At 44.2% G+C, this 13,055-nt stretch carries 8 protein-coding genes; 3 read left to right on the top strand and 5 right to left on the bottom strand.

The window, feature by feature from the left end:
* Positions 1-107: 107 nt before the first annotated feature.
* From DW896_RS15290 to yaaA, 5 genes are all read right to left on the bottom strand, one after another.
* Complete coding sequence (locus DW896_RS15290; protein ID WP_005833325.1) at positions 108-1,745, bottom strand: RagB/SusD family nutrient uptake outer membrane protein; 1,638 nt, start codon at positions 1,743-1,745, stop codon at positions 108-110.
* A gap of 22 nt (positions 1,746-1,767) precedes the next feature.
* Positions 1,768-4,950, bottom strand: a complete 3,183-nt coding sequence (locus DW896_RS15285) for a TonB-dependent receptor (protein WP_119993505.1) — start codon at positions 4,948-4,950, stop codon at positions 1,768-1,770.
* A gap of 173 nt (positions 4,951-5,123) precedes the next feature.
* The gene (locus tag DW896_RS15280) at positions 5,124-5,948 is read right to left on the bottom strand and encodes an ROK family protein (protein ID WP_005833328.1); all 825 of its coding nucleotides are present in this window, start codon (positions 5,946-5,948) and stop codon (positions 5,124-5,126) included.
* 83 nt (positions 5,949-6,031) lie between these two features.
* A complete protein-coding gene (locus DW896_RS15275; protein ID WP_119993502.1) occupies positions 6,032-7,027 on the bottom strand; it encodes a phosphatidylinositol-specific phospholipase C in 996 nt (331 codons plus the stop codon).
* Positions 7,028-7,174: 147 nt separating this feature from the next.
* Positions 7,175-7,948, bottom strand: coding sequence for a peroxide stress protein YaaA (yaaA, locus tag DW896_RS15270; protein ID WP_005830017.1), 774 nt, complete (start codon positions 7,946-7,948; stop codon positions 7,175-7,177).
* Positions 7,949-8,143: 195 nt separating this feature from the next.
* Between yaaA and recJ the strand changes: the two genes are divergently transcribed.
* From recJ to DW896_RS15255, 3 genes are all read left to right on the top strand, one after another.
* Complete coding sequence (recJ, locus tag DW896_RS15265) at positions 8,144-9,859, top strand: single-stranded-DNA-specific exonuclease RecJ (RefSeq protein WP_005833333.1); 1,716 nt, start codon at positions 8,144-8,146, stop codon at positions 9,857-9,859.
* Positions 9,860-10,069: 210 nt separating this feature from the next.
* Positions 10,070-11,980, top strand: a complete 1,911-nt coding sequence (locus DW896_RS15260; protein ID WP_008664190.1) for an ATP-dependent DNA helicase RecQ — start codon at positions 10,070-10,072, stop codon at positions 11,978-11,980.
* Between the two features lie 112 nt (positions 11,981-12,092).
* Positions 12,093-13,052, top strand: coding sequence for a tetratricopeptide repeat protein (locus DW896_RS15255; RefSeq protein ID WP_005830011.1), 960 nt, complete (start codon positions 12,093-12,095; stop codon positions 13,050-13,052).
* The last annotated feature ends 3 nt before the right edge of the window (positions 13,053-13,055 follow it).

Here is a 13,055-nt window from a genome sequence, read left to right as displayed (position 1 = left end):
AAAGAAGAAATATCTGCAAGGATCAATACCCGAAAATACCAACCCCTGCAGATTAGACCAATGGCAATGAGGTCTTTTTTTATATTTTATCTCTTTCAGAGAAAATATCAATCATAATGAGGATTCTGTTTTAACTTACCATCAGATTTGGTAATCTGAACCGAAGGATAAGGGAATACGATCATGTAATCCTGATAAGCAATCTTATCCGTATAATCCTCATACTCACCTACAACGAATGTGGAAGCAGGGTCCTGGCGGTTGGCATAATGACGTACGCGCGGACGGGCATTCAATTCGGCAGCAGCCAAAGCCTTTATTTCAGTATTGCCTGAGCGATACCAGCGTTTCAAATCATATAAATGGTCTGTAAACTCAAATGCCAATTCACAACGGCGTTCATGATATAGGTCAGCCATAGTAGCAGTGCCCGTCAATAATGCAACATTGGCACGTTTACGAATGCGATTCAAATCAGCCGTAGCCAAGTCCGCTTTATTAGTCATCAAATAAGCTTCCGCACGGAAAAGTAACATTTCTGCAAAACGGATAACCGGGAAATTAATACGTACCGTCGGCCAGTCTCCGTTTGTATTGATATACCCCTTATTGGCTGCATCTTCATACTTAAAGGGATCCATGTATTTATTAATCATAAAACCGGATTCAATATCCGAGCTTGAATAAAAAGCACGGGATTCACCCAAGAATTGAAATTCCTGACCATACTCTAAAACCGTACGAACCAAACGGTCATTACCAGCTCCGTCTTTCAACATCTCTTCGTAAATATCATAAGACGGCTTGTTCTGTCCCCAGCCATTATATTGTCCCCAGCCTTTGTTCTCAAGGACAACTCCCGGAAACTCCGAACCGCCACCTTGAGAGCCACCATTTCCAGGAATAGTCCAAATATACTCTTTATTCCACCATTTAGAGAAATCAGAAGAGAACAACTCTTCATAAGTACCGGCTAAATCACGTCCGTAAGCAGTTTCCAGTTCATTGACCATACTGATTACATTTCCCCATTGTGTAGCATCCCAAGTTGCCCAATAAGCATAAACTTTAGCTTTAAAAGCTACTGCAGCCGCATCGTGCGCGCGTCCTCTATCATTATCTCCATACTCTTCAAAACGGGGCAAATACTCTATTGCCTTGTCCATATCCGAGATAATCAATTTATAATTATCGATGACCGAAGCTTGCTGAGGAGGAATAGAATTGTCATAGCCACCTTCAAAATCTTCATAACGGACAAAAGGTACCCCTTGTGTATCAAGACCGTAACGATAAGCGATCAAGAAATGAGCCCATCCACGAGTGAAGTAAGCTTCACCGAGACTTCTCTTTTCAATATCACTCAAAGTGGTGCTTTTCCCTTTCTTAAGCAACTCTTGTATTACCCAGTTGGAACGTGCCATCACTTTGTACATAGTATCAAAAATAGTACGCAAAGGGGATTCGTCTCCTGTATATTTCAATGTAGCAAGTGTTGGAAAATCACGGGTCTTTCCCCACACAACGTCGCACGCGGCACCTTGTTCCCAAAACAGTTCGCGTCCATATACAGCTTCCTGATGAAATCTTTCATACAATGCATCTACAGCATCAATAGCCTGCAGGTCATTGGTAAAATAAGTCGTTGTAGTAGCATCTCCCTCTGGTTGCACATCAAGGAAGTCACTGCAAGAACTCATAAGCAATGTGGCAGACATCGCAAAAAATAATATATTTTTTTTCATAATCATTCTTCTCTATTAATTATTAGTAAGTCAATTTTACACCAACAGATAATACGCGAGATACCGGATATTTCAAAGCATCCCAGCCACCACATTCAGGATCCATACCAGAATATCCAGTGATAGTAGCAAGATTTTCACCACTGAGGTACACAGACAAACGGCTGTTACGGTCATTCAAATGAGACCACTTGCGGAATACATCGCTTAAATCATAAGAAAGGGTTACATTCTTCAAACGCAGATAAGAAGCATTCTCCAAATACCAATCAGATGCAGTCGTAAAGTTTCCATTCGGGTCATTCTTTGACAAACGAGGAATATCAGAACCGGTATTTGTAGGACTCCAAGCATTCAATATCTCGCTGGAACGGTTAAAGTTTCCTTCTACATCACTCAACAGCATGTACTTTCCTACATATAAAGCTTTTGCTCCACCTACTCCCTGGAACATGGCACTGAAAGAAAGTTTTTTCCACGTCATTCCCAATGTAAAGGCAAAAGTCGTCTTCGGAGTCGCACTACCCATATACTGACGGTCTGCATCCGTAATTTTACCATCGCCATTATGATCCACAAACTTCAAGTCACCAGCCTTGGCATTCGGCTGAATACCTACCCACTCTTTTTCACCATTATCATTGGTCACATATGTTCCATGTTTAGCATTCCACTCGGCAACTTCTGCATCACTTTGGAACAAACCATCTGTCTTAATCAAGTAGAAGGAATTCAGAGGTTCCCCTTCCGTACTCTGCATCATATAAGGGATGCTACGGAACCTTTTATCATTAGGCCACAAACCCGGATTGCCATCCGCATCCTTCACACCTATATCTGATACCCAGTTCTTTAAATACGAGAAGTTACCCGATACGAAATAAGAAAGGTTTTTGTTAATCTTATCGCTCCAATTAGCTTGAATCTCAAAGCCACGGTTACGCACTTCACCTTGATTGATTAACATGGCATCGAGTCCCATAGTAGAAGGCCACCCCATTGATTGTGTCTGAATCAAATTGAAAGTACGTTTATCAAAATAGTCTAATGATACCGACAAACGGTTTTTAAACATCTCAACATCCAAGCCCAAGTCAGTCTGTTCTGAAGTTTCCCAGGTCAAATCAGGATTTAACGCAGAGCCGTTGTAAATCAAAGTATTCCAGATATTATTTGCCTCAGGACCATATTGTGCTTGTTCTGTCCACGAGCTTTTCTTCAACAAAGCAGACTTATAATTAAGCCCTATAGAGCTCAAATTACCTACACGCCCCCAAGAAGCACGCAATTTCAGCAAACTGATAAAATCACTCTTCTTAAAGAATTTTTCATTAGATATTTTCCATCCAAGGGTCACTGCAGGGAAATCACCATAGTTATTTTCCTTAGGCAAACGTCCAGCATAATCACGACGCCAAGATGCAGTAGCAAAATAACGGTCATTATAAGAATAAGCCAAACGGGCAATCAACGACACATTGGCATCAGGTCCAGTCAAATAGTCAGATGCTGTCACTGATCCTGCATACGCCATGTATTGTAAAAATTCCGATTCATCCGCAAAATCCTTACCCGTCACTTCCAGTCCACGCGTTTCAGAATGATCTGCCGTAGTCGAGAACAAGGCACCAACCGTATGTTCACCGAATGTCTTATCATAAGTCAGGGTATTTTCCGTCTTCCAAGCATCTCTACGGTAAGTAGTTTCTTGAAGATTATTCGACAAAGCCGGTTTACCTACTTCATCACGAATAGGATTGAACTTCTTGTAATGATTAGTCTTCATATTATAAGTAAAACGACTCGTAAACTTCAATCCAGGAAGTACATTAGCTATCTCCAAGCTGGTAGTGCTCCATATGTCACTTATCTTGTCATACAAATTCTCTGCTTCCAATAGACGTACCGGATTTACAGCATCCCCGTGGATATCAGAGAAATTCGAACCATATTTTTCAATATAGGCAGGATCTTCCGTAGTCACACCACCATAACTTCCGTCCAACGGATTATAGACAGTGGCACTTGCCGGCATGTAGATAGCCGAAAGGATAGGTCCTGTATAAGCATCGTTATCCGTAGCTTTGGAACGTTGGGTAGTGTTCTGCCATACAAAATCCTCACTGACGCTCACCCACTTGTTCAGCTGCATTTTACCATTATAACGTAATGTAAGATTCTTCTTGAAAGTATTAATCAAAACACCTTCATCATTATCGTAAGCAAAAGATATACGATTTGAAAAATTATCAGAACCTACATTCAACGCTACGTTATGACGTTGGTAGAAGGCAGTGCGGAAAATCTCATCCATCCAATCAGTACGAGTCGTACCTATCCATGGATTTTTGGTAACATCCCAACCGACTGGAAGCGAAAGTCCTGCATTTTGATGAGATATCTTACGCATCTCAATCTGCTGCTCCGCATTCAGTGGTTCTATCAAATTGGTAGCCTGACGAATACCAAAAGTGCCGTCATAAGTCAACGAAGGAGCACCTTGTTTCGCTTTTTTGGTAGTTACCAACACAACACCACCTGCACCAGACTGTGCGCCATAGATAGCAGCAGAAGCAGCATCCTTCAAAACAACGATACTTTCAATATCATTCATGGATGAGATAGGTGCACCGGGAACACCGTCCACAACCCAAAGTACATTGTCTCCATCTTGTGAGCCTTGACCACGAATCACAATGTTAGGAGAAGAAGTTGGGTCGCCACCATCGGCCGTAATGGTAACACCTGCCAGCTGTCCCTGCAGCATGCCTTCGGTAGAAGTTACCGGGCGAGCAGCCAATTCTTCAGTATTACTTACTACACCCACTGAAGCAGACAAGTCCTGCTTACGTGTATTCGCACCATACCCTAATACAACAACCTCATCCAGAAGTTCTGTATCCTCTTTAAGCACAATTACCATTTGTTTTTCTGCCACTGGTACTTCCTGAGTCACATAGCCGACAAAACTGATTACCAATACGCCGTTTTTATCGGCCGAAACATTAAAGTTTCCGTCAACGTCCGTAATCACTCCATTAGTCGTCCCCTTTACTAACACATTGGCACCAATCACAGGTTCGCCAGTCTGATCCTTTACTGTTCCTTTCACAGAAATCTGCTGTGCATAAGCACCTGCCGACAAGAACAGTCCCAACAATAGGGTCAGAATCGTTCGATAGATTCTAAGATTTACTTGTTTCATGCATTCAAAATTTAAAGTTTATAATATAGAAAATTATAATTCCGCCACAAAGGTCAGAAAGCAGAATTACATAGTTATTACAAAAGGAACAATTCCCTAACAGTCCTTATTTATGCGTAAAATAATATAACTGCAAAATATTTATTATTTTCAATCAAACCGTATAGGGATTATTACTCAAGAAGAGCGGCAGCACCCAATAAACTGGAATCCTTTTGATGCGAAGCCACCACACTCACATTATCCGATATAATCTTGTAGGGAAAACTTTGCATTGTTTGTTCCATAGCATTTTTAAAGAAAGGAAAAGCCGATACAATACCGCCTCCTAAAACAATAGCCTGGGGAGCATAGGCAAAAAGAATTGCCTTTATAAGATTACCCAAATGCCTCCCAAACTCTTTCCAAATCTCCAATGCAGCTTGTTCTCCTTGCTGGGCTTTTTCAGCTACTACCGCACCGGTAGTGCCATAACGTTTAAACAAGAAACTACTGCAATAATGTTCAAAATCAGAGTCCAAATAAGGAAATGAGCCTATCTCACCGGCTCCCATATATTGCCCACCATACAAACGACGGCCAATGACAACGCCAGCTCCAATTCCGGTCCCAATAGTAACGCCTACCATGTTGGTATAAGATTTTCCTTCGCCGTATAGGCTCTCCCCCAAAGTGAAACAGTTGGAATCATTATTAATGGCAACTGCCACCTTGAATTCGTTCTCCAAAATCTCCTTCAAGTGTATTTCTTTCCAAGAAGATATATTTGCTACATTATATACAATTCCTTTCTCCGGATCAACAATTGAAGGGACACCGATACCGATACCATCTACCTGCTCATTCATCATATTCCGAATAAGCTGGGAAAGCTGGTTTAGCACAGTAGAAGCATCTTGCTGAGCTAAACATGGAACCGACACTTTATTCAAGCAGTTCCCTTTTTCCACTTGGGCTATTCGAATATTGGTTCCTCCTAAATCTATTGACAGTTTCATAGTATATAACATTAAGGTGTTCAACATGTGCAAAATTAAGAAAATGCTTTTTTTTCAGTATTCCCAATTGCGCATATAAATCTTCATTTTGCGCAAACATTACTGTCAATCAAATATTCCACCAAATCTTTTCCTCCAGGTTCACTGACAAAATCGATAAAAACAATACCGCAATTCCGGCTATTCTTTTGTTTTAAATAGTCAGCAATAGGCTTGTTCACCTTATCAGCAAAGACTTTAGGGGTTCCCAAGGGCAGCCCCGTCGCACTTACAAAAGTAATTCCCCACCGACGTGAGGAAACCGGCTCAGCAGACATCCCTTCAATATTACGGACACAAACCCCTACCTTCTTCCCGGCCTCCTCACCCGATTCATATTGATATTCATCTTCGAGCAAAGCCACTCCTTCCTTACCATCTTTATTGCGAAGAGTGAGCAGGCAAGTACTGTCATCCTCCCAACCTACACATGCTGCTCCAGGATAATTATCCATAGCATGATCCCTATGCAGGAAAAGAATCTTTCCACGGCAATCTTTCAGCGTCAGTTCAGGGCGAAAGTCCATCACGAAATAACTTTGATACTCAGGGCTGCTTAAAGAAACGGACAGCAGAGAAGCATAATCCCGCAATTCTCCCCCTTCCTTTTTCAAGGAAACAATCAAAGTCTCAGAAGGATATGTTTGCAGAAAGTGTATAAAAGCAGGTAAAACATCATCTTCCCAATATATATCCTGAAAGGCATGACTGTGAAACACCCCCAGTTTATTACCCTTCTTTTCCAAACGGATATCGAAAGCACGGATGCCTTGCCGTAATTGAGCAGGAATATCTGTTGCTTGTGTTTTCAACATATGCCCTCCTTTGATACTACCGCTATCGTGTGAACCAGGAATAGAAATCTTACATATAGGAAGCGTATCATGGAGAATCCTCATCCACTCAGGCCGCAGTGCAACCTCATCCCGCGCCTCCGCACAAGTATCCCGCAATCTGGAAGCTGTAGCACAAACCGGAGCATTCAATAGAAATATGGTCAAAGCTAATACAACAACTGTTCTTAATCCGTTTCTCTTCATAGTATATTGCTTTTAAGTTTACTGCATGCAAATGTAGAGAGTTCATTCTTTTCCCTCATCCTAAATTGCGTATTTAGTTCTTCATTTTGCGCAAACATCGAAAGCAACATATAGTAACATCTGAGCCAAACGTAATGTACCTTTTCATTACATAAATGTACCTAACGAAAAATGCCATACATTCTCCGTACTGCGTATCTCATCCCAGACGAAGCCCTCCCAAGAAAAGGATTTCAACTCCTCAGGACACTCCAGACGGTTCTTGACAATAAAACGCGTCATCTCTCCGCGACACATCTTGGCATAGATAACGACAGTCTTCGGCTGTCCGGCCTTCCAAACTTGAAACTCGGGCGTAATAACACGCACCTCTTGCTCCACCCGCTTCCAGTCGAACAAATCTTTCATTTCAGCACTTGCCAAATTAATGAGAACACCGCCACAGTTTTTAATTTCCTCTATGAAGTAATCCGTCAACAAAGGCTTCCAATAATCAAACATGGATATTCCACCTTTTTCGGGCAAACGGACATCTCCTTCCAAACGATAGGGTTTGATACCGTCCAGCGGGCGAAGCAACCCATAAAGAAAAGAAGTGATACGTAGATGTTCTTGCGCATAACGAAAATCCTCCGCTGAAAAATCTTTCGGAAGAATGCGTTTAAAAACAGCTCCCGTGTAGGCGCAAACGGCTGGCATCGAACGATTCTCCTCCGAACAGAAATCATGAAAACGCAAACGGTTCTCGGCAGCAATTTTGGTATTCACCCGAAGAAGCCTTTCCAATTCGGATACTGAATACTGCGACATTTCCAACGCATTCCGCACAGCCTCCGTTTCGAATTTCGGGACTGTGACTTCGGGCACGACAACAGAGCAGCGCGCTGCCATGGTCTTTGCACAAGAGATAAAAACAAGCATAGCGATATTTTTTAATGGATACAAAAATAAAGTTTTTTAGTGGAGAATACATATACTTATAAAGTTTTTCCGCAGAATTCACCTCCGTTTCAAGAGTTTTTCATACCTTTACACCTTGTTGGAGAAAAGTGCACGTATTGCCCCCCTCTACTCCCCCAACATCTTGAGATAGAAAAAGAAAAAATAATATATAAAATGACTCACAAATGGAATTATCAACCCATTACACCCGAACAGGCAGAAGCAAGCCAACAACTGGCCCAAGAATTGGGAATTAGCCCAATATTGGGAAAATTGCTGGTGGAGCGGGGAATAACAACGGCAGCGGATGCCCGGAAGTTTTTCCGCCCCCAACTACCGGACTTATACGACCCATTCCTGATGAAGGATATGGATATAGCCGTAGAGCGCCTGAACAAGGCAATGGGAAAGAAAGAGCGCATTCTTGTTTATGGAGATTATGACGTAGACGGTACCACGGCTGTGGCATTGGTCTACAAGTTTATTCAACAGTTCTATTCGAACATCGACTACTATATCCCCGACCGTTACAATGAGGGGTATGGAGTTTCAATCCAAGGAGTAGACTATGCCGCAGAGAGTGGTGTAGGTTTGATTATTGTATTGGACTGCGGTATCAAAGCCGTCGAAGAAATCACATACGCCAAGGAGAAAGGCATTGATTTCATCATCTGCGACCATCATGTCCCCGATGATGTACTGCCCCCTGCTGTAGCCATTCTGAATGCCAAACGGGAAGACAACACCTATCCTTATGAACATCTGTCCGGATGCGGTGTAGGCTTTAAGTTCATGCAGGCATTTGCCCTCAACAACGGTATCGAGTTCCATCACCTTATCCCTTTACTGGACCTCTGCGCCGTCAGTATCGCATCGGATATTGTCCCCATTATGGGTGAAAACCGCATTCTCGCCTACCACGGTTTGAAGCAGTTGAACAGTAATCCCAGCGTAGGCCTGAAAGCAATCATTGATGTCTGCGGACTGACGGACAAGGACATCACCGTCAGTGACATTGTATTCAAAATAGGTCCCCGCATCAACGCCTCCGGACGTATCCAGAACGGGAAAGAAGCTGTTGACTTGCTTACTGAAAAAGATTTCTCTCTTGCCCTGGAGAAAGCCGGACAAATCAACCAATACAACGAGACACGCAAGGACTTGGACAAGACCATGACCGAGGAGGCCAACAAGATTGTAGCTGACCTGGACGGACTTGCCGACCGACGTTCCATCGTATTGTACAATGAAGACTGGCATAAAGGCGTCATCGGCATCGTAGCCTCCCGGCTGACGGAAATCTATTACCGGCCGGCAGTAGTACTGACACGTACGGATGACATGGCAACCGGATCTGCCCGTTCCGTCTCCGGATTCGATGTCTACAAAGCCATTGAATACTGCCGCGACCTTCTGGAAAACTTCGGAGGTCATACCTACGCCGCCGGTCTTTCCATGAAGGTGGAAAATGTACCGGCCTTTATCGAACGCTTCGAAGAGTTCGTATCACAAAATATCCTGCCGGAACAGACATGCGCCGTCATCGACATCAATGCCGAGATTGATTTCAGAGACATCACTCCGAAATTCTTCAGCGACTTGAAGAAATTCAATCCATTCGGACCGGACAATGCCAAACCCATTTTCTGTACGCACAATGTCTATGATTATGGTACCAGCAAAGTCGTAGGCCGCGACCAGGAACATATCAAGCTAGAACTGGTGGATAATAAATCGAACAATGTAATGAACGGCATCGCTTTCGGGCAAAGTTCCCACGTACGCTTCATCAAGACCAAACGTTCCTTCGACATCTGCTATTCCATTGAAGAGAATACCCATAAGAGGGGTGAAGTGCAGTTGCAGATTGAAGACATAAAGCCGAACTGAAAGCCTCTCCCCTAACCCCTCCCCCACAGGGAGGGGAATAAGAATAGTCTCCTTATATTAAGGAAATGATGAAAATTGGTTGATGCTATAAGATTAGTAATCACTACTATTAGCATAGAGAAGGAAAGAATATCAATTCAACGATAAGAAGTAGCAAGAAAGTTCAATAAGACCATGAGCAGCAGTAGTAACTTCAAAACTCCCCTCCCTATGGGGGAGGGATTGGGGGTGAGGCTTCTGAAGCAATACTGGGGATACGATACCTTCCGGGGAATCCAGGAAGATATCATCAACAGCATTACCGAGGGACGGGACACTTTGGGACTAATGCCCACGGGAGGAGGAAAATCCATCACTTTCCAAGTTCCGGCACTTGCTAAAGAAGGACTTTGCCTGGTCATCACTCCGTTGATTGCCCTCATGAAAGACCAGGTACAAAACCTGAAAAAGCGGGGAATCAAGGCGCTTGCCATCTACTCAGGCATGAGCAGGCAGGAAATCATCGTCACACTGGAGAACTGTATATTCGGCAATTTCAAGTTCCTCTATATCTCCCCCGAAAGGCTCGATACTGAAATCTTCCGCACCAAACTGCAGAAGATGAAAATCAGTATGATTACGGTAGACGAAAGCCACTGCATATCGCAATGGGGCTACGACTTCCGTCCTGCCTATCTGAAGATAGCCGAGATACGCACACTGCTACCCGGTGTACCCGTGCTGGCACTGACAGCCACTGCCACTCCGGAAGTAGTGAAAGATATCCAGGCCCGTCTGCATTTCCGTGAGGAAAATGTGTTCTGCATGAGTTTCGAGCGCAAAAATCTCGCCTATATCGTCCGTAAAACGGAAAACAAGACGGGAGAGCTGTTGCACATCCTGCGCCGTATGCCCGGAAGCGCCATCATCTATGTGCGCAACCGCCGCCGCACCAAGGAAATTACCGAACTGCTGCACAACGAAGGCATCACCGCAGATTTCTACCATGCCGGACTGGATGACGCCACCAAAGACATCCGCCAACAACGCTGGCAAACAGGAGAAAGCCGTGTCATGGTCGCCACCAATGCATTCGGTATGGGTATCGACAAACCGGATGTACGGATTGTCATCCACATGGACCTGCCCGATTCCATAGAAGCCTACTTCCAGGAAGCAGGACGTGCCGGAAGGGACGGACAAAAAGCCTACGCGGTCGTCCTTTACGCCAAGTCGGATAAGGCAACACTGCACAAACGCATTCCCGACACCTTTCCTGAAAAAGAGTATATAAAGGAAGTATATGAGCATCTTCAATACTATTACCAGATGGCAATGGGAGACGGACAAGGCTGTGTACGCGAGTTCAATATAGAAGACTTTTGTCGAAAGTTCAAGTACTTCCCCGTTCCCGTGGACAGTGCCTTGAAGATTCTGACACAAGCGGGATACCTGGAATATACAGACGAACAAGACAATGCATCCCGGCTACTGTTCACTATCCGTCGAGATGAACTTTATAAACTGAGAGAGCTCGGCGAAGATATGGACAAACTCATCCAAACCATTCTCCGCTCCTATACCGGGGTTTTCACAGACCATGCTTTCATCAATGAAGATTCACTGGCCATACGCACTGGACTCACACGCCGGCAAGTGTATGAACAGCTCATCCACCTAGCCAAGCTACATATCGTCAGTTACATCCCCCGCAAAAAGACACCATATATAATATACACGCGAGAGAGGGTTGAAATGCGCCACCTGCAAATCCCTTCCACCGTGTACGAGGAACGCAAAGAGCGATATGAGAAACGCATAAGTGCCATGCTGGATTACGTGAGCAGCGATACCGTGTGCCGTAGCCGGATGCTGCTACACTACTTCGGAGAGAAGAACGAGCATAACTGCGGGCAGTGCGACACTTGCATCAATTTGAAGAACAAGAAACCTTCCGGCCACCTTTCGGAAAAGGAACTTTCTGAAAAGATTCTTCAAGCCCTATCTGATAAACGACAAACTCCAGCCACTTTGGCAGAACAGATAGCAGACGATAAAAACATGCTCATCGATGTGTTACATGGATTGTTGGACGAAGGCAAGGTAATTGCTGTCAACGGAATGCTTCAAATCAAAAAATAATTCATTACTTTTGCCGTTGGAAAAGAATGTCCTGCCGCTGAGAGGAACATCTCCTATCAGCCATGCCCCTCCTTTTCCTTTTTAATTTTTAATTCTTTAATTTTAATCACCTATGGGATTCTTTAAATCTTTTTTCTCCGGCAAGTCAGACAGTCCGGCAAATGAGAAACAAAAAAACGAACAGAAGAATTTTGAGATATTCAAGTATGACGGTATGCGCGCACAACGCATGGGCCGTACAGACTACGCCATCAAATGCTTCACTGAAGCCCTTGCCATTCAGGAAGACTTCGAGACCATGGGATATCTCGCCCAAGTCTACACCCAGACCAGCGAACTGGACGAGGCGCACAAACTACTGGAACGCATGACCGAAATAGAGCCGGAACATATCTCCACCTACCTCAGTCTTGCCAACGTATGCTACATGCAGGAAGACTATCCCGCCATGGCAGGAGCGGCAAAGAAGGCTATCGAAATAGAAGAGGGCAACGCCATGGCACATTACCTGCTCGGCAAAGCAGACAATGGGCAAGGGGACGGCATCATGTGCATCGCCCATCTTACGAAAGCCATCGTACTGAAAGATGATTTCATCGAAGCACGTCTGCTCCGTGCCGAAGCCCTGGTCCAAATGCAGCAATACAAGGAAGCGATGGAAGACATAGACACCATTCTGGCACAAGACCCGGAAGACGAAAGTGCCATCTTGCTCCGCGGAAAGATAGAAGAAGCTACGGGAGACAAAGAAAAAGCAGAAAGCAGCTATCAGAAAGTGACGGAGTTGAATCCCTTCAACGAACAAGCCTTCCTCTACTTAGGACAGCTTTACATCACCCAAAACAAACTGGCAGAAGCCATCGAGCTCTTTACGGAAGCCACAGAACTGAACCCTAATTTCGCAGAGGCCTATCATGAGCGCGGACGTGCCAAGTTGCTGAACGGCGACAAGGAAGGTTCTGCAGAAGACATGAAGAAAGGACTGGAACTCAATCCTAAAGAGATACAGAACTTTAACGGACAATATGGTAACCAACCGGGGGGAAGTACCGGTAATATCCTGGGATTATGACAA

This window comes from Bacteroides sp. AM41-16 (genome assembly GCF_003603495.1).
GTDB classification, from domain to species: Bacteria; Bacteroidota; Bacteroidia; order Bacteroidales; family Bacteroidaceae; genus Bacteroides; species Bacteroides uniformis.
Note: the sequence above shows the minus strand (reverse complement) of the source record. Positions and strands in the feature narration are given on the sequence as shown.